The sequence below is a fragment of the Streptococcus parasanguinis genome (genome assembly GCF_023109675.1).
Lineage (GTDB): Bacteria > Bacillota > Bacilli > Lactobacillales > Streptococcaceae > Streptococcus > Streptococcus parasanguinis_I.
In genome coordinates, this window is sequence record NZ_JALDUR010000015.1 from 15943 (window position 1) to 41610 (window position 25668).

The 25668-nt window shown below is 36.3% G+C and carries 25 protein-coding genes; 24 read left to right on the top strand and 1 reads right to left on the bottom strand.

What is annotated here, in order from left to right:
* Window positions 1-192 precede the first annotated feature (192 nt).
* Window positions 193-1758: a glutamine-hydrolyzing GMP synthase gene (guaA, locus tag M1G14_RS09320; protein WP_049485834.1), complete on the bottom strand. Its 1566-nt coding sequence runs from the start codon at window positions 1756-1758 to the stop codon at window positions 193-195.
* A 128-nt stretch (window positions 1759-1886) separates the two neighbouring features.
* Here guaA and M1G14_RS09325 point away from each other — a divergent pair, with 128 nt between their 5' ends.
* The 24 genes from M1G14_RS09325 (at window position 1887) to M1G14_RS09440 (ending at window position 25604) form a co-directional block, all read left to right on the top strand.
* Window positions 1887-2585 carry a GntR family transcriptional regulator gene (locus tag M1G14_RS09325; protein WP_003016564.1) on the top strand — a complete coding sequence of 233 codons (699 nt, stop codon included), beginning with the start codon at window positions 1887-1889 and terminating at the stop codon, window positions 2583-2585.
* Window positions 2586-2825: 240 nt separating this feature from the next.
* Window positions 2826-4103 carry a glycosyltransferase gene (locus tag M1G14_RS09330; RefSeq protein ID WP_070465902.1) on the top strand — a complete coding sequence of 426 codons (1278 nt, stop codon included), beginning with the start codon at window positions 2826-2828 and terminating at the stop codon, window positions 4101-4103.
* A complete protein-coding gene (locus tag M1G14_RS09335) occupies window positions 4100-5077 on the top strand; it encodes an NAD-dependent epimerase/dehydratase family protein (protein WP_070465906.1) in 978 nt (325 codons plus the stop codon). Before M1G14_RS09330 ends, M1G14_RS09335 begins: the two co-directional genes overlap by 4 nt.
* On the top strand, window positions 5052-5879 hold the full coding sequence (locus M1G14_RS09340; protein ID WP_070465908.1) for an MBL fold metallo-hydrolase: 828 nt from the start codon (window positions 5052-5054) through the stop codon (window positions 5877-5879). The genes M1G14_RS09335 and M1G14_RS09340 overlap by 26 nt, the downstream gene beginning before the upstream one ends.
* Complete coding sequence (locus M1G14_RS09345) at window positions 5845-7110, top strand: F390 synthetase-related protein (protein WP_247926530.1); 1266 nt, start codon at window positions 5845-5847, stop codon at window positions 7108-7110. The genes M1G14_RS09340 and M1G14_RS09345 overlap by 35 nt, the downstream gene beginning before the upstream one ends.
* A gap of 12 nt (window positions 7111-7122) precedes the next feature.
* Window positions 7123-8067, top strand: coding sequence for a 3-oxoacyl-[acyl-carrier-protein] synthase III C-terminal domain-containing protein (locus M1G14_RS09350; protein WP_031573266.1), 945 nt, complete (start codon window positions 7123-7125; stop codon window positions 8065-8067).
* A gap of 80 nt (window positions 8068-8147) precedes the next feature.
* A complete protein-coding gene (locus tag M1G14_RS09355) occupies window positions 8148-8480 on the top strand; it encodes a putative DNA-binding protein (RefSeq protein WP_003001435.1) in 333 nt (110 codons plus the stop codon).
* 2 nt (window positions 8481-8482) lie between these two features.
* Window positions 8483-8698 (top strand): 2-oxoglutarate:acceptor oxidoreductase, encoded by a 216-nt coding sequence (locus M1G14_RS09360; RefSeq protein WP_129299261.1) that lies wholly within the window; start codon window positions 8483-8485, stop codon window positions 8696-8698.
* Between the two features lie 17 nt (window positions 8699-8715).
* On the top strand, window positions 8716-10287 hold the full coding sequence (ffh, locus tag M1G14_RS09365) for a signal recognition particle protein (RefSeq protein WP_070465910.1): 1572 nt from the start codon (window positions 8716-8718) through the stop codon (window positions 10285-10287).
* 66 nt (window positions 10288-10353) lie between these two features.
* Window positions 10354-11121 (top strand): alpha/beta hydrolase, encoded by a 768-nt coding sequence (locus tag M1G14_RS09370; RefSeq protein ID WP_247926531.1) that lies wholly within the window; start codon window positions 10354-10356, stop codon window positions 11119-11121.
* Between the two features lie 105 nt (window positions 11122-11226).
* Window positions 11227-12210 (top strand): acetylxylan esterase, encoded by a 984-nt coding sequence (locus tag M1G14_RS09375; protein WP_247926532.1) that lies wholly within the window; start codon window positions 11227-11229, stop codon window positions 12208-12210.
* A gap of 408 nt (window positions 12211-12618) precedes the next feature.
* Window positions 12619-13641, top strand: coding sequence for a hypothetical protein (locus M1G14_RS09380; RefSeq protein ID WP_247926533.1), 1023 nt, complete (start codon window positions 12619-12621; stop codon window positions 13639-13641).
* Entirely contained in the window at window positions 13628-15109 is a 1482-nt protein-coding gene (locus M1G14_RS09385; RefSeq protein WP_247926534.1) for an LA2681 family HEPN domain-containing protein, read from the top strand. Before M1G14_RS09380 ends, M1G14_RS09385 begins: the two co-directional genes overlap by 14 nt.
* Window positions 15110-15484: 375 nt before the next feature.
* A complete protein-coding gene (locus M1G14_RS09390; protein WP_025197146.1) occupies window positions 15485-16102 on the top strand; it encodes a TetR/AcrR family transcriptional regulator in 618 nt (205 codons plus the stop codon).
* Between the two features lie 109 nt (window positions 16103-16211).
* Complete coding sequence (locus M1G14_RS09395) at window positions 16212-16922, top strand: ABC transporter ATP-binding protein (RefSeq protein WP_025197147.1); 711 nt, start codon at window positions 16212-16214, stop codon at window positions 16920-16922.
* Complete coding sequence (locus M1G14_RS09400; RefSeq protein WP_075228599.1) at window positions 16915-18474, top strand: putative ABC transporter permease subunit; 1560 nt, start codon at window positions 16915-16917, stop codon at window positions 18472-18474. Before M1G14_RS09395 ends, M1G14_RS09400 begins: the two co-directional genes overlap by 8 nt.
* A gap of 18 nt (window positions 18475-18492) precedes the next feature.
* Complete coding sequence (locus tag M1G14_RS09405; RefSeq protein WP_025197149.1) at window positions 18493-18714, top strand: DUF1648 domain-containing protein; 222 nt, start codon at window positions 18493-18495, stop codon at window positions 18712-18714.
* Window positions 18711-19052, top strand: coding sequence for a GntR family transcriptional regulator (locus M1G14_RS09410; RefSeq protein ID WP_025197150.1), 342 nt, complete (start codon window positions 18711-18713; stop codon window positions 19050-19052). Before M1G14_RS09405 ends, M1G14_RS09410 begins: the two co-directional genes overlap by 4 nt.
* Window positions 19053-19208: 156 nt before the next feature.
* Window positions 19209-19844, top strand: a complete 636-nt coding sequence (locus M1G14_RS09415) for a TetR/AcrR family transcriptional regulator (RefSeq protein ID WP_025197151.1) — start codon at window positions 19209-19211, stop codon at window positions 19842-19844.
* Between the two features lie 271 nt (window positions 19845-20115).
* Entirely contained in the window at window positions 20116-20856 is a 741-nt protein-coding gene (locus tag M1G14_RS09420) for an ABC transporter permease (RefSeq protein ID WP_247926535.1), read from the top strand.
* 135 nt (window positions 20857-20991) lie between these two features.
* Window positions 20992-21729, top strand: a complete 738-nt coding sequence (locus M1G14_RS09425) for an ABC transporter ATP-binding protein (protein WP_201037127.1) — start codon at window positions 20992-20994, stop codon at window positions 21727-21729.
* A gap of 2 nt (window positions 21730-21731) precedes the next feature.
* The gene (locus tag M1G14_RS09430; protein ID WP_247926536.1) at window positions 21732-23414 is read left to right on the top strand and encodes an ABC transporter ATP-binding protein; all 1683 of its coding nucleotides are present in this window, start codon (window positions 21732-21734) and stop codon (window positions 23412-23414) included.
* Between the two features lie 738 nt (window positions 23415-24152).
* A complete protein-coding gene (locus M1G14_RS09435) occupies window positions 24153-25421 on the top strand; it encodes a site-specific integrase (protein ID WP_075228594.1) in 1269 nt (422 codons plus the stop codon).
* Window positions 25422-25424: 3 nt separating this feature from the next.
* Complete coding sequence (locus M1G14_RS09440; protein ID WP_247926537.1) at window positions 25425-25604, top strand: hypothetical protein; 180 nt, start codon at window positions 25425-25427, stop codon at window positions 25602-25604.
* Window positions 25605-25668: the final 64 nt, after the last annotated feature.

Here is a 25668-nt window from a genome sequence, read left to right on the forward strand (position 1 = left end):
TGACTATTAGTCCGTCTCGCACCTAACGGAGCGAGACGGACTGAAAGTCACATAATATAAAAAAGCCTCACCAAAAAAAATTCTGGTGGGGCTTTTGGTGGGGAACCAATCAATTTTGACTGATTTTTAACCTTTTATAATAACCTAAAGTGCTGTTAAAACAACCATTTCACTTCAAATCATGTTTATAAATCATTCCCACTCTACAGTTGCAGGTGGTTTACTTGTGATATCATAGACGATGCGGTTAACGTGGTCAACTTCGTTAACGATACGGACTGAGATTTTTTGGAGAACTTCCCAAGGAATTTTAGCGAAGTCAGCTGTCATTCCATCAATCGAAGTGATAGCGCGGATAGCGATAGTGTAGTCGTAAGTACGGCCGTCTCCCATAACACCTACTGAACGAACGCCAGTGTTAACAGTGAAGTATTGCCAGATATCGCGGTCAAGACCAGCTTTAGCGATTTCTTCACGAAGGATAGCGTCTGACTCACGAACAGTTTCGAGTTTTTCTTCAGTGATTTCCCCCATAACACGGATCGCAAGACCTGGACCTGGGAATGGTTGGCGCCATACGATGTGGTCTGGCATACCAAGCTCAGTACCAAGCGCACGAACTTCATCTTTATAAAGAGTGTTCAGTGGCTCGATCAGTTCAAACTGCATATCTTCTGGAAGTCCACCAACGTTGTGGTGAGACTTGATGGTTTGAGCAGTATCCGTACCAGACTCGATCACGTCAGTGTAGAGAGTTCCTTGTGCCAAGAATTTCACATCTTTGAGCTTACTTGCTTCGTCATCAAAGACATAAACAAACTCGTTACCGATGATCTTCCGTTTTTGTTCTGGATCAGATACACCAGCTAACTTATCAAGGAAACGTTTTGCAGCATCTGCTTTAACGATGTTCAAACCAAACTTACCACCAAGCATATCCATCACTTGATCAGCTTCGCCTTTACGAAGAAGACCGTGGTCTACAAAGATACAGATCAATTGATCGCCGATGGCTTTTTGAAGGAGAACCCCAACAACGGAAGAGTCAACACCACCTGAAAGACCAAGAAGGACACGTTTGTCTCCGACGGTTTCACGGATTTTTTTGATCTGCATGTCAATGAAGTTGTCCATGGTCCAGTCACCTTTAGCCCCACAGATGTTCAAGGCAAAGTTACGCAAGATGTCATAACCGTGAACAGAGTGACGAACCTCAGGGTGGAATTGGATTCCGTAGATTTTCTTGTCTGGATTTTCAATCGATGCAAATGGACAGTCAGCAGAAGTACCAGTGCGGATAAAGTCAGCCGGAATTTCTGTAACAGCATCCCCGTGGCTCATCAAGACCAATTGTTTGTCTGGTGTGCCGGCAAAAAGAGCAGAAGATTCTGTCAAAGTCAGTTCAGATTGACCATATTCGCGGTTACCAGCATCACCTGCAGGAACGACCTTCCCACCCAATTTATGGGTTAACAATTGCATCCCGTAACAGATTCCAAGGATTGGAATACCGAGTTCAAAAATTTCAGGATCGATATCAAAAGAACCTTCCTCGTATACAGAGTTTGGTCCACCTGAAAGAACGATCCCAACTGGATTGATTGCACGAACTTCATCAGCAGAAATCTTGTGGCTCTTCAACTCTGAGAAGACTCCAATTTCACGAATACGCCGTGAAATAAGCTGATTGTATTGGCTACCGTAGTCAAGCACGATGATTTTTTCAACATCATGCAAATCAGTTGATAGGTTTGTCATCTTATCCCCTTCTTAAAGAAATTTACTTTCCTCTATTCTAACACAAAAGCCTTGTCTTTACCAATCTCTGATTGAAGAATTAGGAATTTTACGCTACAATAGAGATAACACAGAGAAAGAGCAAGGTTATGATTCCAGCTTACATTCAAATTCATGATCAGATTAAGTCTGAGATTGATCAAAAAATATGGAAAATCGGGGAGCGTCTTCCCAGCGAACGCGATCTGGCTGAGAAATTTCAGGTGAGTCGGATGACGCTTAGGCAGGCTATTACCCTTCTGGTTGAAGAAGGAGTGCTTGAAAGACGGGTAGGAAGTGGTACCTTTATCACCAGCACGCGCGTTCAAGAAAAAATGCGGGGCACAACCAGTTTTACAGAAATTATGAAATCGCAAGGCAAGGAACCTTCTAGCCAAGTGATTTCTTACAGGAAAACCATTCCTAGCCTCCAAGAAGTGGACAAATTGGGCATTGATAAGACAGAGACCATTATTCGGATGGAACGGGTCCGGTATGCTGATGGGATCCCTGTTGTTTATGAAGTGGCCTCTATTCCAGAGAAATTTATTAAGAATTTCAATCGAGAAGAGGTTACCAGCCATTTCTTCCAAACCCTGGAGCGTCATGGCTATAAGATTGGAAAGTCGCACCAGACCATCTATGCGCGATTGGCCAAGGATAAGATTGCGGACTATTTACAGATTTCAAAAGGGCAAGCTATTTTAGGTCTGACACAGGTTTCCTATTTTGAAGATGGGACGGCTTTTGAGTATGTAAAAAGTCAGTATGTCGGTGAACGGTTCGAATTTTATTTGGAAAATAACTAAGCTCGCAATTCACAGTAATAAAAAAACTCTTCAAATGTTTGGGAGACTTTCTCTCTTTGGCATTTGGGAGCTTTTTTAGGTTGAAGACATTCTTTCTAAATAGTGATAGTAAAGGCAAAATGGAAATATTTTAAAAAAATTTAAAAAAATTTTTATTTTTTCTTCAATTTTTTATTTTTTTACGAATTAATAGATAGAAGCAGGTTTTAAAGCTTAATAAGAGATATAAGGCAGGAAAAAATGAAAAAAATTAAAATAGATGTGGTAGCTGTTCCCTTGAGCGGGCATCTGTACCCAACTTTAAATCTCGTTAAACCCTTGTTAGATGATCCTTCGATGGAGATCCGGGTTTTCACAGGACCTCAGAAAAAGGCCGTTTCAGAAAGTCTTGGCTTCACTGTCGTTCCAATTCTAGAGGACAAAGTAGAAGAATTTGAACGCGCGGCTAATAACGATAAGAAACTCAATCTTTTTTCAGCTTATCGGCAATTATCCAAGAGTCTGGATTTGATTAATCATGTATCGGATCAATTGTTAGAGGAGTGGCGCGTCAATCGTCCAGATATTGTGATTGCTGACTTTATCACTCTATCAGCAGGGTTTGTGGCAGAAGAGTTGGAAATTCCTTGGATTACCACCATGGCGACACAATTTGCCATCGAAACTCCTTATGGTCCTCCTTGCTTCTTCGGAGGGATGGGAGTCGCGCGCACAAAGAAGGAAGAGAAGGTACAAGCACTATGCCGAAAACTCACGCGCATTGGAAAATACTGTGGGGCTTTCCTCTTACGCAAACGCTTAAAACGTTACAATTTCAAGTTGTACAATCAAAATGGAGTGGAGACCATCTACTCTCCTTATGCCATCTTTGGAATTGGGATGATGGAGCTAGAGTTGAAGACACACTTCCCTCATCAATATGCGTGGCTTGGCCCTTTGGGAACTTCTCTTGAAAAAGCTGAAGATTATCCTTTAGATCTCAGTCCTTACGAGGACAAGACGAAGGTACTCGTGACATGTGGAACCCAGTTGCCTTGGGCGAAGGAGAACTTGCTAGAGCAAACTAAGCAGTTGGCCAAAGAGCATCCAGAATGTCACTTTTTCGTCACCTTAGGAGATGGAGCAAAGGAATTCTCTGAAGAAGAAGTAGCGCCAAATGTGACGGTCGTCTCATATCTACCCTACAAAGAATATATTCCGCAGATGGACTATGTCATTCACCATGGAGGAGCTGGAATCTTTTATCAGTGTATCGAATTTAAAAAACCAGCCTTGATCTTGCCACATGATTATGACCAATTTGACTATGCGATTCGAGGAGTAGAAGCAGGAATTGCCTTTCAAGCACATCGCAATCGCACCGAAGAGATTCAAGCAGGTTTTAAGGCTCTATTAGAAAAAGAATCTTGGGAAAAGTTAGAAAGACTAAACAAACTTTCAAAAACCTACAAGCCGTTGGATACCTTGGAGTTTGAGATTCAACGATTATTAAGACGTGGAACGGATGGTAAACTATGAAAATTCTTGTAACAGGTGCGACTGGCTTCCTTGGAAAATATGTGATCGATGAGTTGTTGGCTCACGATTATTCCATTGTAGCCTTTGGCCGAAACGAAAAAATTGGGAAGGCTCTGGAAGGTGAGCGCGTCCAATTTATCAAAGGGGATTTGAGCGCTATTGAGGAATTAAGACAAACCTTTCAGTCTGTTGATGCTGTGGTTCACGCTGGAGCTTTATCCACTGCCTGGGGACCTTGGAAGGCCTTCTATCAGGCTAATGTAGTTGGTACTCAAAATGTCCTTGACTTGTGCCGTGAATATGCGGTAAAACGCTTGGTTTACGTATCTTCTCCCAGTATTTACGCAGCTGGAAAAGACCAATTAAACATTAAGGAAAGCGATGCTCCCAAAGAAAATCACCTCAACAATTACATCCGAAGTAAATTGGCGTCTGAAAAACTTTTTTCTGACTATTCAGATGTGCCAAGTATCATCTTGCGACCTAGAGGATTATTTGGTGTGGGAGATACCAGCATTTTGCCTCGTGTCTTACGTCTCAGTCGAAAAATTGGAATTCCTTTGATTCGAGGGGGAGAACAGCTCATGGATATGACCTGTGTGGAAAATGTCGCTCTAGCCATTCGTTTGGCATTGGAAGCAAAAGAAGCACACGGGCAAGTTTATAATATTACAAATGGGGAACCAAAGACCTTTAAGTATTTGATCGAAACCACACTAAAAGGATTGGGAGAACCGATTCGCTATCGGAAAATTCCAGCAGGTCTAGTAGCAGGTGTGGCTTATAGCCTTGAAGGGGTGTATCGATTTTTTCATCTGAAAGCCGAACCCCCATTGACTCGCTATACCTATTATCTCCTTCGATATAGCCAAACCCTCGATATTCAAAAGGCTCAAACCGAACTTGGCTACTATTCAAAAATGACCATTGAAGAAGGGATTGACAACTATGTCCAACATGATCAAGCACATTGATTATTTTCCAGCAGGCTATTGCAGCAGTCATTCTGGTCTCTTATTTAAAGGGATTCCGAATGAAAAAATGCAATTTCCAGCAGGTGTCTTTTTGATTCATCATCGTGAAAAAGGCTATATTTTGTACGATACCGGTTATCACTACGAGATTAAGAAAAAAGCTCGATATTTCTGGTACCGTCTAGCCACCCCAATGCAAATGAAAAAAGAAGACCAAATCGATTATTTATTGCAAGAGAGGGGAATTGATCCGGAAAAAATTACTTATGTGATTCTTTCGCATCTGCACCCGGATCATCTTGGCGGAGCAGCACTTTTTCCAAATGCTCATTTCTTTGTTACCCAGGAAGTCTATGAGGTGTACCAAAAACCGAAATTTAAAGATCTGATTTTTAAAGAGTTTTTGCCAGCTGATTTCAAAGATCGGGTGACTTGTCTCAAAGCAGATCAAAGGCATCCTACTTTCCCATATCGCCCGACTGCGGATCTTTTTGGTGATGGGAGCATTCTTATATCATCTATCGATGGACATGCGAGAGGGCAAGGCTGTCTTTATCTGGATGAGCTTAAACTCTTCATCGGAGCAGATCTTTCTTGGGGAGTAGACCTCTTGCCTTACACAGGGCAAATGCGACTGATTCCTTCCTTGGTTCAGGATGATAAGAAGGCTTATTTAAAAGGAGCTGATTTGCTGGAAACACTCTTGCAAGATGGCATTCAAGTTGTGGTCAGCCACGACCCGCAAGATCGGATTGAAAGGATTTTAAATGAAAAAAACAGTCTTTCTGAAAACCTTTATTGAAACCAGATGGTGCCATCGATTCCGTTCTAAGGAGGCCTTGAAGCGATACCAAGATAAACAATTGGCACGCTACCTTGCATTTATCACTTCTCAATCCCCCTATTTTCAAACCCATTCTCCCGAATCCTTTGGAACCATGGATAAAACCTTCATGATGACACATTTCAATGAACTCAATACCCTGGGAGTGGATCGAGATCAGGCTTTAGAGATGGCGATTCGCGGAGAACAAACACGAGATTTTACTGAGATGAATGGAGAAGTAGCAGTGGGCTTGTCTTCGGGGACTTCCGGCCACCGAGGAGTCTTTGTCACCACAGAAAAAGAAAGAAGTATGTGGGCTGCAGCGATTCTAGCCAAGATGCTACCGAAAGGAAAACTCTTTGGTCATTGCATTGCCTTTTTCTTACGAGCGGACAATGAACTCTATCAAACCATTAATTCAGGCCTGATTCGCTTGGAATATTTTGATATTTTCAAGGATAGCAAGGAGCATTTAGAGCGTCTCAAAGACTATCAACCAACCATTGTGGTTGCACCAGCTTCGACCTTGATTGAGTTAGCTAACTATGTCAGCAATCTGCAACTTGCGATCCAACCCGTCAAGGTTGTCTCTGTCGCAGAGATCCTAGAAGATCGAGATGCACAGACCATCGCCAAAGCTTTTCAACTAGACAAGGTTGATCAGGTCTACCAAGCGACAGAAGGGTTTTTAGCTTGTACCTGTTCAGAAGGCAATCTACATCTCAACGAAGATATTTTGTATGTCGAAAAAGAGTATCTAGATGATAGCCGCTTTTATCCGATTATTACGGATTTCAAACGAACGAGCCAACCCATCTATCGCTACCGCCTCAATGATATTTTGGTGGAAGAAAAGTCCCCTTGCCCTTGTGGTTCCGTCTTTACTCGAATCGCAAAGATTGAAGGACGATCGGACGATATCTTCTATTTCAAAAAAGAAGATGGCAGCAGCCAGATGATCTATCCGGATTTTATTCGCCGGTGCATTTTATTCGTCGAAAATATTCTGGACTATCAAGTAACTCAGTTGGCAGATGGATCCATTACCATTGCCTTGAGTCACCGGACAGAGTCTATGGAGCAAGCAATCTTTGCTCAATTTGAACTCTTAGCTCAGCAGAAACAATTCATTCTCCCAAGTATTCAATTTATCGATTACCAATGGGACCCAACACGTAAATTAAAACGTGTTCAACGACTTCAATAAAAGGAGAATCCTATGACTACTGTAAAAAGACATTTGCAAATTAAAGGCTATGGAACAGCGCTTCCAGTTCATACAGTGACTTTCAAAGACCAGACTCGTTACCGCGTGAAAGAAGGAGAAGAAACACAGATTGATCTTGCAGCCCGTGCGATCGAAGCTGCTTTAAACCATGCGGGTCTTGAAATGGCAGACATCGACTGCCTGGTTTCGGCTAGTGCGGTTGGCGTTCAGCCCATCCCTTGTACAGCTGCTTTGATCCATGAGCGCGTGGCCAAGGGACTAACGATTCCTGCTATGGATATCAATACAACTTGTACCAGTTTTGTATCAGCTTTGAGCACTGTTTCTTATCTGATTGAAGGTGGCGAATACCGTCGGGTTCTGATTGTATCTAGTGAAGTAGGGAGCCTAGGGCTTAATCCTAAACAAAAAGAAAGCTTTGAACTGTTTAGCGATGGCGCTGCAGCTTTTATCTTTGAAGCAACAAAGGAAGATAAAGGAATCATTGCTAGCATGCAACGTACCTGGTCTGAGGGAGCTCATGATACCGAGATTCGTGGTGGTTTGACAGCGTATCATCCGAAATTATACTCTGAAGCAACCAAGACCGATTTCATGTTTGACATGAAAGGGAAGAAGATCCTTTTGCTTTCTGCCCGTGTTATTCCAGAAATGTTCCAAGAATTCCAAGAGAAATCAGGCATTTCTAAAGATGCTGTAGACTATATTATTCCTCACCAAGCAAGTCGCGCCTTACCACTCGTCATGGACAAATTGGGCGTCGGCAAAGACAAGTACCTCAATATTGTCAGTGATTATGGAAATATGGTTTCGGTAGCCGTGCCTTTCGGCCTAGCCTATGCATTGGATCATGGCTATGTGAAGGAAGGAGATACCATCTTCTTGATGGGAACTGCAGCAGGGATGACGGTCAATATGTTGGCACTGAAACTTTAATGATGAATCCTCTTACTTCAAGCTCAAAAAGCATCAAGTCCCGCTAGTCTTTAGCGGGATTTTTTGATATAATGAAAGGTATGGAAATTGAGAAAACCAACCGAATGAATGCGCTCTTTGAGTTTTATGCAGCGCTCTTGACGGACAAGCAGATGAACTACATCGAGCTCTACTACGCAGATGACTACAGCTTGGCTGAGATTGCAGAAGAGTTTGGAGTGAGCCGTCAAGCGGTCTATGACAATATTAAACGTACAGAAAAGATTTTGGAAGATTACGAAATGAAACTCCATATGTATTCCGATTACATTGTACGCAGCCAGATTTTTGATCAGATTTTAGAACGCTATCCGGAAGATACTTTTCTACAAGAGCAGGTTGAAATTTTATCAAGCATTGACAATCGGGAGTGATTATGGGCAGTCTCGTCATTTATCAAGGAATACCTTGCAAACTATTAGTCGCAGAGGAAGAATTTCCTACTCGACTACAGATTATCTCGCCCAATGATATCTCCAAAGCTATGCAAATAGGTTTTAGCTGTTGGGGATATCCAAATGAAATCATGAAAGAAGTCACACCCGAAGAACTAGAATGTTTGCAACATTTTGGACGATTTCCACTGAATTGAAAAAATAGGAGAAAATAATGGCATTTGAAAGTTTAACCGAACGTTTACAAAACGTCTTTAAAAATCTTCGTAAGAAAGGGAAAATCTCTGAAGCGGATGTCCAAGAGGCAACCAAAGAGATTCGTCTAGCCCTCTTAGAGGCTGACGTTGCCCTTCCTGTTGTAAAAGACTTCATCAAACGCGTCCGCGAGCGGGCTGTTGGTCATGAGGTCATTGAAACTTTGAACCCTGCCCAACAAATCGTGAAGATTGTCGATGAAGAATTGACAGCCATTTTGGGTTCAGAAACAGCAGAAATTATCAAATCTCCAAAGATTCCAACCATTATCATGATGGTCGGTCTTCAGGGGGCTGGTAAAACAACCTTTGCTGGGAAATTGGCCAACAAATTGGTCAAGGAAGAAAATGCGCGTCCTTTGATGATTGCGGCCGATATCTATCGACCAGCAGCCATTGACCAGTTGAAGACGCTTGGTCAGCAGATCAATGTCCCTGTCTTCTCACTTGGTACTGAAGTCCCTGCAGTGGAGATCGTACGTCAAGGTTTGGAGCAGGCGAGAGCCAATCACAATGACTATGTCTTGATCGATACAGCCGGTCGTCTGCAAATCGATGAAAAACTCATGGGCGAATTGCGCGATGTCAAAGCCCTTGCCGAGCCAAACGAAATCCTCTTGGTTGTCGATGCCATGATCGGTCAAGAAGCGGCCAATGTGGCGCGTGAGTTCAATGAACAACTCGAAGTGACTGGGGTCATCTTGACCAAGATCGATGGGGATACCCGTGGTGGTGCAGCCCTTTCTGTCCGTCAGATTACTGGGAAACCAATCAAGTTTACTGGTACTGGTGAAAAAATCACGGATATCGAAACCTTCCACCCAGACCGTATGTCTGGCCGGATCCTCGGTATGGGGGATATGCTGACACTGATCGAGAAGGCTTCTCAAGAATACGATGAGAAACGCTCTCTTGAACTCGCTGAGAAGATGCGGGAAAACACCTTTGACTTCAACGATTTCATCGATCAGTTAGACCAAGTTCAAAACATGGGACCAATGGAAGATCTGCTCAAAATGCTTCCAGGGATGGCCAACAATCCAGCTATGAAGAACCTTAAGGTTGATGAACGAGAAATTGCTCGCAAACGTGCAATTGTATCATCCATGACCCCAGCTGAACGAGAAAATCCAGATTTGTTAAATCCAAGCCGTCGTCGTCGGATTGCTGCTGGTTCAGGAAATAGCTTTGTCGAAGTCAATAAATTCATCAAGGACTTTAACCAAGCCAAACAGATGATGCAAGGCGTCCTCTCTGGCGATATGAATAAGATGATGAAACAAATGGGGCTCAATCCAAATAACATGCCGAAGAATATGCCTGGTGGAATGCCTGATATGTCTGCCCTCGAAGGCTTGATGGGACAAGGTGGCATGCCTGACTTGTCAGCTCTTGGTGGAGGCGCTGGAATGCCTGATATGAGCCAAATGTTTGGCGGTGGTCTCAAAGGAAAAGCCGGTGAATTTATGATGAAACGGGCGATGAACAAGATGGCCAAACAAATGCGCAAAAATAAGAAAAAACGGAAATAATCGTTTCTAATAAGGGCCTGGAACACACTGTTCTGGGTTCTTTTAGAAACTACTACTAGAGGAAAGATGTTAAAAAAACTATTTCAACAAGTCATTCGTTTCTTTGCAAGATTGTTTTCTTCGCACAGAAAGGCCTTTGAATTTCCTAAAGGGTCGAAGAAACCACCGATTAGACCAATCATCTTTGTACCTGGGAGTTCAGCCAGTATCCAGCGATTCAACGGAACCATCCGTATGCTCCATCGCTTTTCTAGAAAAAAACAGAGTCTCTTAAAAATAAAAGTCAACAAAGATGAGTCTATAGAGATGGAAGGAAGACTGAATACGAAAGAGCCGAATCCTATGATTGTGATTGGCTTTGAGAACAATCGAGATGGCTACAGCAATATCAAGCAGCAAGTTGAATCCCTTAAGATAGCTCTAACCTACCTTCTTGATCACTATCATTTTACAGAGTTCAAGGCAGTCGGGCATTCTAATGGTGGACTGGTTTTGACTGGTTTATTGGAAAGTGGCTTTTTAGAGAAAAAGAAGGTAACCGTCAGCAAGTTAGCTATTATTGGCAGTCCTTACCAATTCAATCAAGAAATGTTTGACGATTTTCAAAAATGGAAGCATCGCCTGGGAAAAGAAGTAGAAGTCCTTAATTTTATCGGTAGCTTTGCTGGAAAATCAGATGGCATCGTCCCTCTTTCTAGCGCACAAGCAGCACAATCTATTTTTGACAATCAGGCCTATACAGAAGTGAATTTAAATGGTCGTAAGGCTCATCATTCAGCTTTACCCACTAATCCAGATCTAGTAAAACAATTAAGTCTGTTTTTGAATCTATAATTAAATTACATAATTTCGGTTATGTAATTTTTATTTGTCTCTTGCAATCCTTAAGTAAATATGGTACATTTTTGGTAACGATTACATATACTTAAGGAGGATTTTATGAAAGATCCCAAATTATTAGAAACAATGAAAGATTACAAGGGGCGGGATGAGGTTCCCGCAGATTTTGATGCTTTTTGGGATCAAGTCCTAGCAAAAATTACTGAACTGCCTGAATACAAGCTCGAAGAACGAGATTTCAGCATTCCAAATGAGATTTGTTATGAATTAACCTTTAAAGGAACACGAGATGGACTTGTTTATGCGCGGGTTGTTCTCCCAAAAACGGATCAAAAAGTTCCCGTTATTTTCCATTTTCATGGCTATATGGGACGTTGTTGGGATTGGGCTGATATGTTAGCTTATACAGTAGCCGGCAATGGTGTTGTGTCTATGGACGTGAGAGGGCAGTCAGGCTATTCAACCGACGGAGATCGCTCACCACTTGGAAATACGGTTAAAGGACAGATTATCCGCGGAGCCGTGGAAGGTCCGGATGAGCTCTTTTATAAGGATGTCTATTTAGATCTTTACCAGTTAATTGAAATTGTAGCCAGCCTCCCTCAAGTAGACGACAGCAAACTTGCCAGCTACGGAGCATCTCAAGGCGGTGCCCTTGCTCTGGTTGCTGCTGGATTGAATCAACGGATTCAACGAACAGTCGCCATTTACCCATTCTTATCAGATTTCAGACGGGTATTAGAGATCGGAAATACCAGTGAGGCCTATGACGAGCTTTTCCGTTATTTCAAGTTCCATGATCCATTCCATGAAACGGAAGATCGTTTGATGCAGACTTTAGCCTATATTGATGTGAAAAATTTCGCTCATCGCATCAAAGGACAAGTTCACATGATTACCGGGCTAGATGATGATGTCTGTTATCCTGAAACGCAGTTTGCTATTTATAATCGCTTAGAATGTCCAAAAGAGCATTTAATCATGCCAGAATATGCTCATGAAGCTATGAACGTTCAAGTCAATGATCGAGTCTATAATTGGCTCTGTGGTAGTAAGATTTCATTTCGATATGTAGAAAAATAAGTTACAGAAGAAAACAATCAGTAAATCCATGAGATTTGCTGATTTTATTGTGGTTAAAAGGGATCTAGTATAGATAGGAAAACTAAAAGTTTATGTACAATTGACTAAACAAGACTTAAACCATTGCTATAGCTGAATTAGAAGCATAAAGTACATTCTTTAAAAAGTGTACTTTATTTTTATTTTGTACATTATTCTGGGGTGGTATTTTGTATGTTTTCTAGTACATAACATCCTCAAATCTAAGAAATTGATTTGTACATTTTTTACTCAAGTAACAGTAGAAGGAGTGACGGTTCAATTGTACACTTTATTTAAAATATTTATGGCTATATTAATAGTATTTGAAGCATAGATAAAGTAGATACAGTGGTATAATAGTGTCAAAAGACTTTCAGGAGAAATGAGATGAGATCGCATACAGTTATTCTAGGCGCTGGTGCTACTATTGCAGCAATTCCAGATGGTGATAAAAATGGGAAAAGCTCTTCAGTTATGAATGGATTGCTAAAAAAACTTAATTTAGAAGAAATTCTTGCTGGTGTTGAATTACAGACAAAGAGCGAAAATTTAGAAGATATCTATTCAGAATTATTTGAGAGAGAAGAGTGCTCTGAAATAGTTAGAAAGCTAGAAGAAAGACTCTATGATTATTTTGCTTCGTTGGAGTTACCTGATGAACCAACAATTTATGATCTTTTAATATTAAGTTTAACTAATAAAGATTGCATAGCTACGTTTAATTGGGACCCTTTACTTATACAAGCTTATGTTCGCTGTTCAAAAATTACTCGGAACCTGCCACAAATTCTTTGTTTACATGGGAATGTAGCTATCGGTTTTTGTGAAGAACATACTGAGTTTGGAACAGTAGATTACTATTGCCCAACATGTTATAAAAAATTAAATCCAACAAAATTATTGTATCCCGTAAAAAACAAAGACTATTCTTCCGATGGATACATAAATTGGTGTTGGAAAGCATTAGATTACTTTGTCGATCATTCATATATGTTAACTATTTTTGGATACAGTGCTCCTAAGAGCGATGTAGATGCTGTTAATTTAATGAAAAAAGCATGGGGAAATATTGAAGACCGACCACTTGAAGAAGTTTCCGTAATAGATATTGTAGACGAAGAGACTATGCTAAATACATGGAAAGACTTTATTCATAGCCATTATTATAGGTATTCAAATTCATTTTTTGATTCTTACTTAGCAAAATTTCCAAGAAGAACTTGTGAAACTGTATTTGCAACATTTTCATTAAATGTTCCTTCTGATGGTAGTAGAGGTTTTAAAGAGAATTTTAATTGGGAAATGATAAAAGAGTTTTTATCTGATATGTTAGTTGAAGAACAAGAAAATAAAGGAAAATCAAATTTAAAATCGAAATATTTAGTTTGGGATGAAGATGTTAACGAATAATCTAATTAACCATAGTGTACTTAAATTGTCAATGGATTTCGACAATGCTTTTAAAAATAAAGATATAGATGAGATTTATAGACTAATAGAAATTGGTAAAAATATGGAAAATACTATTGATGATATTTCCAAAATTCATTTACTTTATTCTATTGGGACAGCATATGGTGATATATTTGAACTAAGTGATAACCTAGTATTCAACATAGATACCGATTGTACAGTTCAACAAATTTATTACTTTAGAAAAGCTATCGAAATTTCAAATAATATTGATATAAATCCTGAGAACAATAGCTTTATTCACCCATTATTATGTTCACTATACACCAATTACGCGAATCTATTAGATGCTTGTGGTAGAAAACAGTTAGCTATTAAGATGTATTGTAAATGTATACAAATCAATCCAAGATTCACAATGGCTAGTGGTAACTTGGCTATTTGTCTACATCATTATCGTAATTTTTTGAATGATAACGAACATCTTCACTTTATTAAAAAAATTAAAAATTTAATAGAAACAAGTATAACTGTTTCAGATCCAAACAGAGTTAAAAACGCAGAAAAGCAATTTATTAAACTTTACGAACAATATCTTGATTATAAAGTTTTAGATGAATGCTCTTGTAAAAACATTGATTATAATCCTAATTCACAAAAGTATCGTGAATGGTGTTGGAACAACGGGCTGTATCTTAATCCACTTAATGACTTACAAGCTGACGATATAAATAGATATGATGACAATCTTTTACTACCAAGTTTATTGTTTCAATCGGATAAAGATTTAAACAAATACATTTCTATGTTTAATCAAATTAAGCAAGAATATGTTTATGCCCGTTATCTCTGTTTTAATAGCATTGAGGTTGATTCGGTTCATTATGCTGACGAGAATGTTAATCTTATTGATTGTCTAGACTACGTACAATACTCTATCAGACTTGAAGGATTAAAAGCGGCTTTTAAAACACTCTATTCATTATTAGACAAAGTTGCAATGTTTATAAATGAATATTATTCTCTTAAAATTAAGACTAGACAAGTAAATTTTCATTCAATTTGGATGTCTAATAGCGATTTAAATAAATTTTTGAATAAGAACATTGGCCTGTCATCTATATTTTGGATAGCGAAAGATTTTGATAATGGTGATAATTCTTTAACAGCTAATCCAAACTCAAAGCGATTGAAAATTATTAGAAATTATTTAGAGCACAGGTTTACTAATATAACATTGAATATTTTTGATGGAAGTGAAGATAATAATGAAACGAGACTGTATCTAACTGAATCTGAACTTCAAGAGTTTGCATTAGATTTATTAAATCTTGTAAGAGAAGTTATTTTTTCACTCAAAAATGCCATTCAAATAAGTGAAAATGAAAAACAATCTACTCTAAGCAGTGAAGTAGCTTTAATTCCGATAAATTATGAAGAAGTAGATTCGAAAGATAAATTATAGTATTGAACATACAATTTATAGTCGTTATAAAAAGCAATAGTCTAAATTCATTTAACTAATCGACTTAACTAGAGCTAAACTATTGATAAAACCGAATTAGAAGGATAAAGTACACTCATTAAGCAGTGTACTTTATTTTTGTTTTGTACATTTTTTGTTGATTGCTTAATCAATACTACATCTCTATCAGGCAATTCAGACTCCATTTAGTCCTCTAAAACCCATGTTGAGGCAGCATCACTGCTTGTACGAGCTTAGAAAAAATGTTAACGAAAAAGCCTTAGTGTCAAGGTTTTTTTGGTATCCTCAAAAAGGTAATTTTATAATTGACAATTTGTCAGTAGAGTAGTATAATTTATAAGCAGGAGGAATAAAATGCGAGATGTAAAAGATCCGGAAATTCGACGGGCTGAGATTATGGACGCTGCTATGCTCCTCTTTATGGAGAAAGGATATGCGAACACAACAACTCAGGATATAGTCGATAAGGTAAATATATCACGAGGTTTGCTATACTATCACTTTAAGAATAAAGAAGATATTCTGTATTGTCTCGTGGAACGATATTCAGAGAAATTATTGAGTGATATTCACGTGATTGTCTATGATGATGACAAAACTGCTATTGAAAAAACAAGAGCCTTTATAGATGCCACAATAATCTCTACAGATAACGTTTCAGCGGAAGGAACTGAGTTACAAAAGACGGTTGATCTTGAAGAAAATCGTTATATGTTAGATAAGTTATCTCATAAGCTCATTGAAAAACTGACTATATATTTTGAGAGGATAATAAATCAAGGCATCTCAGAAAAAGTATTTTCTGTAAAATATCCATCAGAAACAGCAGAATTTCTGATGACAGCCTATGTTTTTGTTTCAAATAACATAGGTATAAAAACTTCAAAGAAAGAAACTGTCAAAGATTACTTGAATGCATTTAAGATAATGCTGGAACAAAATCTAAATACAAAAGAACTCTTTAGCAATTAAAAAAAGATAGAATGTTTGTAAAGAGAACTATGTACCGATAGCTAAATCAAAACAAGCTATCGGTATTATTTCAAAATATGACTGACAAATTGTCAATGGAGACGAAAATATGTTAGAGATAAAGAATTTTAGTAAAAGTTATGGGGATAAGAAGGTTGTGGATAACCTGTCTATTTCAGTACAGCCTGGAGATATTTATGGTTTTATTGGAGCAAATGGTGCGGGAAAAACATCAACGATAAAGGCAGTTGTCGGTATCCATGATTTTGAAGAAGGAAGTATAATTATCAACGGTCATTCTATTAAAGAAGAACCTGTTATTTGTAAAAAAATGATGGCGTATATCCCAGATAATCCAGATTTGTATGAACATATGACAGGACTTCAATATATTAATTTTATTGCTGACTTGTTTGAAATTCCTACAAAAATACGCAAGGAGAGAATACAAAAATACGGTGATTTATTTGATATGACTGAGCATCTTTCGGGGATTATTTCTTCATATTCACATGGAATGAAGCAACGAACAGCCATTATTTCTGCACTTGTACATTCTCCCAAACTGTTGATTTTAGATGAACCTTTTGTTGGGCTAGATCCCAAAGCAACTTTCCTACTAAAGAAAATTATGCATGAGTGTGTTTCAGATGGAGGTGCTATTTTCTTTTCAACCCATGTATTGGATGTTGCGGAAAAATTATGTAATAAGATTGCCATTATCAAAAATGGAAAGTTAATTGCAAGTGGCAATACGGGAGACGTCAAAGGTGATGAATCATTGGAGGCATTTTTCATGGAGGTGCAGAACAATGAGTAACATTTGGATACTGCTTAAAGCGCAATTGATTAATTTCTTTCCTATTAATGAGATTAGAGATTCACGAAATAAAAAACAAAGTTCAATGGCTATTGCGAGTTTTGGCATAATAACTCTTTCCTTATTTTGCTTTGTTTATAATATAATAACAGCGAAAACATTGGTACACGTCGGACAGCAGAACTTGATTCCAGCATATATGGTCTCTGTCTCAAGTTTTTCAATATTATTTTTTACAGTATTTTATTCGAATGGCATTTTATTTGGCAGTCGAGATATGGAAATTCTCCAATCCTTACCTGTTAAAAGTTCGTATATTATCACCAGCAAGTTTATGTTTATGTACTTATTGAATTTTTTAATAGGCTTGATATTTATGCTCCCGGGTGGAATTGTATGGAGCTTGAACGGAAGTTTAAACCTCCTACAGATTATATTGTATTTTACTTCTATAATTTTTGTCCCTTTGATTCCCATGTGTATAGCGGCATGCATGGGACTCGTTATTGTTTTCGCTTCATCTTTTTTTAAAAGAAAAAATGTTATCTCTCTTATTTTTTCATTTGCGATGCTAGGTATAATTGGATATTTTGCATTATCAGCTTTGCAATCAGGTGATGAAAGTAGTATTGGGGTTACTCTGGCTAAGCAAATTACTAGACTGTATCCAATTTCTAGACTATTTATGTCATACTACAATTTTCCAATGTACTATGGGATGGGATTTTATATAGTTCTTTCAATAGTCGTCTTTTATCTATTTGTCAAAATTGCTTCGTTGAAGTATGGACTACTTAATACACTTGCCAATACAAAATCAAGTTATGCTAATGACAAAGTATCTTATGAAAGAAAATCGGTATTTTTTTCCTTGTATCAAAAAGAGCTTGGACGATTTTTAAGTTCTTATATGGCAGTCTTGAATGCTGGGCTTGGAGTAATTCTTTTATGTGTCTTTAGTATATGTTTCCTTTTTAATTCTGTAGGTCAAATAGGAAATTCTGCAGGAATTGAAAATATAAATGAGTATCTTTCAAACTTAGCTCCCGTCTTTATTGCATCTATGCTTTCACTCAGTTGTCCAGCAGCTTCATCTATATCTTTAGAAGGTAAAAATATTTGGATTTTGAAAAGTTCTCCAGTTGAAGTGAAAACGATTTTAAATGCTAAGATAGCTGTCAACCTTACACTTCATTTGATTGGATATATGATTTCTGTATCTGTATTTATGCTGAAACTTGATATGAATCCTATTCAAGTTATGAATCTAGTTATTGTTCCCATATGTTACTCCCTTTTTATAATGGTAATCGGAATTTCATTAAATAAAAAATATCCTAACTATGATTGGGACAGTGAGATGATAGTTGTCAAACAAAGTCTTCCTGTTATTGTAACTGGAATTATTAGTATGATTACGCTTATTACGCCTATTTTGCTTAATTGGTTTTTTAATCTTCCGATTATATTTGTTTTGCAAGCAGTATCAGTAATTTTACTGGCTATTTCGTTTAGAGTTTATATAAAAATGACCAAGTTAAATTTTATCTAGTTAAAGGAGGAAAATAAGATGAAAAATAGACTGTTAAAAGATATTTTGGTTTTGTTGGGAATGATGGTCATCATAGTCATTATTTGTGGATTTCTCCCTGAGAAAGTTCCTATTCATTTCAATGCAAAAGGAGTAGCAGATATGTTTGCAAATAAATACTATCTTCTACTAGCTACAGCCATCCCTTATTCTGCATATTGGAAGTTTGTTAGGGAAAGTAATAATAAAAAGATTAAATGAAACACCATCTATATTTACAAATTGCATCAAAATTAAGAACGACTATTTTAAGAGGTGATTATGCACCTGAACAACAAATTCCTTCAATAAGGAGATTAGCAGAAAACGAGAAGTGTAATCCGGCAACTGTCCAAAAAGCAATGAAAGTTCTCGAAGAACAGAATTTGGTTACTAGCTGTGGAACATTAGGATATTTTGTCATAGCAAGCGAGCAAGAAATAAAAGAGATAAGATATCAAGAATCTAACAAGCTAGTTAAAATTTTGTTTGAAAAACTTGGTGAGCTAGGCTTTTCAGAAGATGAGATTGTCAATTTATTTTTTAGAAAAGATGCTTAGAAGAAGTTGAATGGAATTTTATTAGGATTATTTGTGAAAGTATAGAAAAGCCTTGATTTTAAGGCTTTTTTCATTTTCCAATAAAGAACTTGACATTATTAGTTACTTCCACTACAATAGAATTACATACCATCAGTATGATAGAAAGGGACTAAAATGGCAAGGAATAGAAACTCACATGAAACTAGAAAAAAAATACTAGAGGTCTCCAAAAATTTATTTTTAGAAAAAGGATTTGATAATACGTCAATACAAGATATCATTGATGGCTTAGGTGGATTGACGAAAGGTGTTATCTATCATCATTTTGAGTCTAAATATGATATCCTACAAACAATCATTAGCGAAAATAATCAAGAAATTTTAAATTATAATTGGAGAGGAAATACTGGATTAGAAAAGATACAAAATTCTTTGATGGACTCTTTCTCTAATTTTGAACACCAAAGGCTCGTTTACTCTGCTTCAATTATGCTAAGAAGTCCACGTTTGTTAGGAGAGCAGTATCTAGGTCTATTTTCTGATTTTTTACCGGAAATTAGAGAAAAAGTTTACGAAGGTGTTGAAGATGGGTCTATTAAAACAGACTATCCAGAAGAGCTAGCAGATTTAATTGTTTTGACTCTAAATATTTGGATTGGTTTTCAAATTTCCGTTTTTTCAGTAGAGGAATTAAAGCGTAAAATGAATTTCATTAAACTTACTTTTGAAGGTCTAGGGGTACAGTTAATTTCTGATGAAATGATGGAGGTTATTTTCAACTTATTTGATCACTTAAAAAATAGTAAATAAGTAGTCCTATGACATTCTTGTTAATACTAATTTCTATTTATGTATTATTAATTGAATAAATTATCTTACATAATTGATAATTAAAAAATAACATACTTTAAGTGTGTTATTAAAAATCTATTATACATACCACAGGTATGTTTGTTTTTTAGTATATACATACCGATAGTATGTATAGTGATATTGTTTTAAAAATAAGCTTATTTTTAAATATTTGTTGAGATTAGTTTGAATAGTTTATTCTTTATTTACACTTCGGAGGAAAGAATCTATGTTGTCGCTTATTAAAATTGAATTAAATAAAGTTTCTAAATCTAAATTATTTTTAGCCTGGTTGTGTACTATATTTATAGTGTTAGGTATTACAGCAATCATTATTATGGGGTTAGGTACTGACAATAAACTAGGAGAATTCACTGGACAGGATTCTAATCTTATTAGAATTACTGGGAAATGGGAAGGTTGGGCAATTGTAGCATCATTGTTTTCATCTTTATTTACAAAATCAGCATTTTTGATTTTCGAATCTTATTTATTATCTACGATTATTATTGATGAATTCAAACGAAGAACAATTTTTCAGTTGTTTTCTTACCCTATTTCTAAAATAAAGTTACTATGGGGAAAAATTATTTCAGTCATTCTAATAGCATTTATTGCCCATTTTTTTGCACATTTTGTGATTCAATTATTCATTAGATTCATGGCTGTTGTAACTGAATCTAGTTATATCCCTGTAGCTAGTCAATTATTTAACTTAGCTGGAATAACGTTTGCAACAGTACTAATAGGGTTACTACCATTTGTTTTAGGTATGATTAAGCATTCGACAGCTATAACAATGCTTACTGGACTTGGTTTAGCAGCATTACTTTCGAATGCCAGTCCAGGAAGTTTATCTAATAATATTGCTGATAACCTATTCTTTTTGATATTTGCAAGTTTCATAAGTTTAATGATTACTTCATTTTCAATTTTTGATATTTCAAGACAAGATATTAGTATCAAGTAGCATACCCGAGTTTAATTGAAGGAAAGTGATAATTCCTTAATGATTTCTATAAAAAAAGAGACTGTATAAATTAGTATTTATTCTCCGGGAGAAAAATTCTTGTATTTAAAGCCAGATATAGAAAGAGAGATAGAAATGAGAAATATTGTTGAAATAAAAGAAGTTTTTAAAACAATTGATAAAGAAGAAATTTTAAGTGGTATCAACCTTCAAATTGCTGAAGGAGAAATCTATGGTCTTTTAGGACCGAATGGAGCTGGAAAAACAACGTTAATGAAATGTATGTTATCCTTATCAACAATTACATCAGGTAGTATTGAAATTTTTGGGAAAAATCTACAAGAACACAGAGAAGAAATCCTAAGTCAGATTGGAAGTATTATTGAATCACCAATTTTTTATGATAATTGCACTGCAAAAGAAATTTTGGAAATTCACGCTCAGTATATGGGGAAAAATATTATTGAATCAGATATAATAAGAGCCTTAAGAATGGTCGGATTAAAAAATACGACTAAAAAAGTAAAAGATTTTTCGTTAGGAATGAGGCAAAGGCTTGGTTTAGCTCGTGCCTTTCTAACAAAACCTAAATTGTTAATTTTAGATGAGCCAATCAATGGTTTAGATCCAATAGGAATTCAAGAAATTCGAAATCTTTTGTTGTCGCTTTCTAAGGAGCATGGAATTACTATTCTAATATCGAGTCATATATTATCGGAAATTTCACAGATAGCAGATAAAATTGGTTTTATCAAAAATGGAGAAATGGTAGAACAGGTTTCTATGAAAGAGATTAGGAGAGAGAATATTGACTTAGAAGAATATTTTATGTCACATTTTCTAAATGAAATTAAGAATTATGAGGTAGATTAAGGATGAAACAATTGATAAAGAACCATCAGAAGGCTTTTTATGCTTTCATGATATTTAATATACTGGTCCCTTTAACTAATATTGCTTTTGCTTATGCTATTAAAGGTATTATTGATAGTGGCATGTCTCAAAATAAAGAAGCCTTAACTCAAGCGGTACTAGTAGGAGCTATTGTTATTTTCATATATGCAGGGCTCAACTTTATATCTCTTCGATTGAAAAATAAACTTGTTAGGCAAATCATGTCAAGATACAAAAATAAGGTGTTCCAATCTATTTTAGATAGGGATTATAGAGACTTTTCTAAAGAAAAATCAGGGAAATTTATTTCTGTATTAACCGAAAATATGAGGAAAATTGAGCAAGATTATCTACAACAGTATTTTAATATTTCAAAAAACATTTCCTTAATGATTTTTTCGCTCCTAGCTATGTTTATAGGTAATTGGTATTTGACCTTATTGGTTATCATTGCTAGCATTATTCCAATGATGATTTCTGGATTCATTGGACAAAAATCAGCTTATCTTCAAAAGAGTGCCATGATTGCCGATCAGAAGTATTTAGCTAAGGTTAAAGATATTTTAGCAGGGTTTCTAGTTATAAAAAGTTTTAATGTGAAAGAGGCTATCCGTCAAGATTACAGAAATGAAAGCGAAAAATTGGATGAGATATATTTTATGAAAGGAAAATTTGATGTCTTAGCTAATGTTATTTCGCAGCTTTCGGGGATGATTGTTTTTTTAGTAGCCTTTGGTGGAGGAATGTATCTTGTTTTTAATGGCTATACCACAATTGGAAGTGTAACAGCTATTGTTCAACTGGTCAATTTTGTAGTAATGCCACTAAATGAAGTTGGTATGGGAATGAGTAAATTCCGTGAAGGTCAGGCAACACTAGATGCATTTGAGGTAAAAGATGTAATCGAACTTCAAACTGGTAAAACGAAAGAATATTTCGATGATGTTATTTCTTTTTCAAATATAGATTTTTCTTATCCTAATACTGAAGAAAAGATTTTTAATCATTTATCTTTGAAGATTCAAAAAGGGGAAAAAATTGCAATTGTAGGAATGTCAGGGAGTGGGAAATCAACTTTGCTCAATCTATTGTTGCGTTTTTATGATGTAACAAGAGGGCATATTTCAATTGATAATCAAGATATACAAGCTATTTCAGCAGAGAGTCTTTATAACTTAATGACAATTGTTCAACAAGACGTTTATATCTTTGATGATACTTTAAGAGCAAATATTACTCTTAATCAATTCTTCACCGATGAGGAAATAAAGCAAGCTGTACAGCAGTCAGGTTTAGAAAGTTATGTTTTAGAAAATGAATCTGGTCTACAAGCTTTATGTGGAGAGAATGGCTCAAATCTATCTGGAGGACAAAAACAAAGACTTAGTATTGCGCGTGCCTTGATTCGAAAAACACCAATCTTATTATTGGATGAGGCTACTTCATCTTTGGATAATCAAGTAACTACTGAAATTGAAAGTTCAATCTTGGATATTCAAAATTTGACTGCACTTGTAGTAACCCACAAGTTGAATGAGAACATTTTGAAAAAATACGATAGAATTCTCTTTATGAAAGATGGCGTTATTGTTGAAGATGGTTCTTTCAGTGATTTGATGGATAGGAGAGGTGAGTTTTATAAGTTGTTTGAGTTGAGTGTGTAATTCTCTTTCATTTTATAGTATAATTTTATAAAACACTCTATCCTTTTCGTGCTATAATATATAAGCTTGCTAGCACCACCTGAGAAGAAATCATGAGGGATATTCTCAGTTGAATAAGTAAGAGTATAATCTACATCTCCAAAGTAGGAGTGGCCAGTTCCAGCAGAAAGACCTTCATAGGTTTTATAACTGAATAGATCGACTACTTTGTTGTCGAATTTTTCCTGTTCTTCAAGTAATCCTGAGGAATAGACGACAACTTTAAAATCAAATAAGCTAAAAACGCTCTAAAATCATTAAATTGATATAAAAGTGTTTTTTATTGTCAAAATATACAATTGAAAAAATTTCCAGTTTTTTTAAAATCACTATCTCAGATGACAATTTAATCAAAATATGATATAATACAGAAAAAGTAAAAATAACAAAAGTAACTTACAAAAGTAAAAGAAAAAAAGTAAATAGATAGCCACGGCGGATATTCCTTTCATCGTTTAGAAGGAGTTGCTGTGGTTATCGTTGTTGCTGAGCTAATTAATTGCTCTGATTACTTAGATGAAGTTACTTTTGTTATTGAATTAATTTAAATAATAATAACGATCAATGAAAGTACTCATCGATATTCCCTTTATGCAGTTTAGAGCACAAAGGAAAATGGTACTGATTTGATCGTTTTTTTGTGTATTGACATCCTAAAATCCAGTCAGAACCTTCAGTCATATTAAACAAGGAGATAACATGAGATTTGTTGTATATAAACATTCACTGGTTTTAGGTGATAACAACATCGTGACAAAGCAATTTATCGTTCTGAAGCACGATGACGGCAACTTACAATTTACTGATTTTCATCGTTATGTTAAATCTACTTCAAGAATCAAGTCGATTTCAGATGATGGGAATAAACGCTTTTCTTACGTTGTTAAGTTTCTAAATTTTATATTTGGTACTTCTGGACTTAAAAGTATAGATCAACTTACACTTGAAATGGTTAGAGAATTTTTTACGCTTTATGGATTATCTCAGTTACCAGGAGATAGAGGAAAAAGAAAGAAAAGCACCGTTGAAAAATGCGTAAATGCAGTTCTTGACTTCTTAACTCTTTATTTAAGTGAGCGAGAGGGAAAGGCTAAGTTAAAAGCAGAAGAATTGTATGCTACGACAACTTTTACGAATAGTAGAGGACGGGTTATAAAACGTAAAGAACCAAATTTTGAAATATACGTAGATGATAGCAACACTGAGAAAGCTATTTTTCGTGATATGCCAAATAGTGCTTTTGAGATGTTATTTTCTCACATAGCACACTATCATAAAGATTTACTCATGGTTGTGGCCTTGGGAGCCTTTGTTGGCTTAAGACCATCAGAAGCATGCAATGTAAGACGTGAAGATAGTCCTCTAGGGCCAGGTATTTTGTTTCACCAAAGTGATGGGCAAGTATTTAAGATTGAGATCGATCTACGAAAAGAAATACCTCTCCGAAGCGATTTAAAGCCAACTGGACGGATTAAAAAGGAAAGACTTCAAGCAGTACCTTATATCTTTCTGGAGGTCTTTTTAGACACTTATAATGACTATATGACTTATCTGGAAGGTAAGAAGTATGAGAAGGATTATGGACCTTTAAATCTTAACAGACGAGGAAAAGCATTATCATACGATGTATACTATCAACGATTTCGTAAGATTATTCGCGACGAAATGATCCCAATCTTCTTAAAATCTGATGATGCAGAGGTTGTCTTTTTTGGGCAGCTTTTGCAGGAGCATAATATTTCCCCACATATTTTCAGACACTGGTACACGACACAGTTAGTATTATCTGGGGTTTCTGAAATCAGTGAGCTTATGTCAGCAAGAGGTGATAAATCGCCTGAGAGTGCTTGGGTTTATCTACAAAACAAAGGAGAAATCGCAAAACAATATGGTCAAGTTAATAATGGTGTTTTTGACTATATGAATTGGCGAGCAAATGAACTTTTTGGTGATAAGTTAGAAAGGTAATGTATGACTTATTCAATTAAATCTTTAATCGAAAATCTGTTAAGTGAACTCGGAAAAAACGATACACAGTATAAAGGAAAAATTAGTCAGTTTTTAGTTGATAACAATTGGTTTAATATAGAGATTGATTTGGATAACTATTCCATCTCAGATAAAGATGCTCAATTATTAATGGCTCTATAATTTCTGTAGTGGGTAAAAACCACTGTAGAGATTATAGAGCTTTTTGAGTGTACACAAAAAGTCC

Excerpts from the sequence above, each read along its gene's own strand:
- M1G14_RS09425 (WP_201037127.1), top strand. The coding sequence starts at position 20,992 with ATGAGAAATATTGTTGAAATAAAAGAAGTTTTTAAAACAATTGATAAA.
- ffh (WP_070465910.1), top strand. The coding sequence starts at position 8,716 with ATGGCATTTGAAAGTTTAACCGAACGTTTACAAAACGTCTTTAAAAAT.
- M1G14_RS09395 (WP_025197147.1), top strand. The coding sequence starts at position 16,212 with ATGTTAGAGATAAAGAATTTTAGTAAAAGTTATGGGGATAAGAAGGTT.
- M1G14_RS09415 (WP_025197151.1), top strand. The coding sequence starts at position 19,209 with ATGGCAAGGAATAGAAACTCACATGAAACTAGAAAAAAAATACTAGAG.
- M1G14_RS09325 (WP_003016564.1), top strand. The coding sequence starts at position 1,887 with ATGATTCCAGCTTACATTCAAATTCATGATCAGATTAAGTCTGAGATT.
- M1G14_RS09330 (WP_070465902.1), top strand. The coding sequence starts at position 2,826 with ATGAAAAAAATTAAAATAGATGTGGTAGCTGTTCCCTTGAGCGGGCAT.
- M1G14_RS09420 (WP_247926535.1), top strand. The coding sequence starts at position 20,116 with ATGTTGTCGCTTATTAAAATTGAATTAAATAAAGTTTCTAAATCTAAA.
- M1G14_RS09370 (WP_247926531.1), top strand. The coding sequence starts at position 10,354 with ATGTTAAAAAAACTATTTCAACAAGTCATTCGTTTCTTTGCAAGATTG.
- M1G14_RS09405 (WP_025197149.1), top strand. The coding sequence starts at position 18,493 with ATGAAAAATAGACTGTTAAAAGATATTTTGGTTTTGTTGGGAATGATG.
- M1G14_RS09385 (WP_247926534.1), top strand. The coding sequence starts at position 13,628 with ATGTTAACGAATAATCTAATTAACCATAGTGTACTTAAATTGTCAATG.
- M1G14_RS09350 (WP_031573266.1), top strand. The coding sequence starts at position 7,123 with ATGACTACTGTAAAAAGACATTTGCAAATTAAAGGCTATGGAACAGCG.
- M1G14_RS09335 (WP_070465906.1), top strand. The coding sequence starts at position 4,100 with ATGAAAATTCTTGTAACAGGTGCGACTGGCTTCCTTGGAAAATATGTG.
- M1G14_RS09390 (WP_025197146.1), top strand. The coding sequence starts at position 15,485 with ATGCGAGATGTAAAAGATCCGGAAATTCGACGGGCTGAGATTATGGAC.
- M1G14_RS09400 (WP_075228599.1), top strand. The coding sequence starts at position 16,915 with ATGAGTAACATTTGGATACTGCTTAAAGCGCAATTGATTAATTTCTTT.
- M1G14_RS09345 (WP_247926530.1), top strand. The coding sequence starts at position 5,845 with ATGAAAAAAACAGTCTTTCTGAAAACCTTTATTGAAACCAGATGGTGC.
- guaA (WP_049485834.1), bottom strand. The coding sequence starts at position 1,758 with ATGACAAACCTATCAACTGATTTGCATGATGTTGAAAAAATCATCGTG.
- M1G14_RS09360 (WP_129299261.1), top strand. The coding sequence starts at position 8,483 with ATGGGCAGTCTCGTCATTTATCAAGGAATACCTTGCAAACTATTAGTC.
- M1G14_RS09380 (WP_247926533.1), top strand. The coding sequence starts at position 12,619 with ATGAGATCGCATACAGTTATTCTAGGCGCTGGTGCTACTATTGCAGCA.
- M1G14_RS09430 (WP_247926536.1), top strand. The coding sequence starts at position 21,732 with ATGAAACAATTGATAAAGAACCATCAGAAGGCTTTTTATGCTTTCATG.
- M1G14_RS09340 (WP_070465908.1), top strand. The coding sequence starts at position 5,052 with ATGTCCAACATGATCAAGCACATTGATTATTTTCCAGCAGGCTATTGC.
- M1G14_RS09410 (WP_025197150.1), top strand. The coding sequence starts at position 18,711 with ATGAAACACCATCTATATTTACAAATTGCATCAAAATTAAGAACGACT.
- M1G14_RS09355 (WP_003001435.1), top strand. The coding sequence starts at position 8,148 with ATGGAAATTGAGAAAACCAACCGAATGAATGCGCTCTTTGAGTTTTAT.
- M1G14_RS09435 (WP_075228594.1), top strand. The coding sequence starts at position 24,153 with ATGAGATTTGTTGTATATAAACATTCACTGGTTTTAGGTGATAACAAC.
- M1G14_RS09375 (WP_247926532.1), top strand. The coding sequence starts at position 11,227 with ATGAAAGATCCCAAATTATTAGAAACAATGAAAGATTACAAGGGGCGG.
- M1G14_RS09440 (WP_247926537.1), top strand. The coding sequence starts at position 25,425 with ATGACTTATTCAATTAAATCTTTAATCGAAAATCTGTTAAGTGAACTC.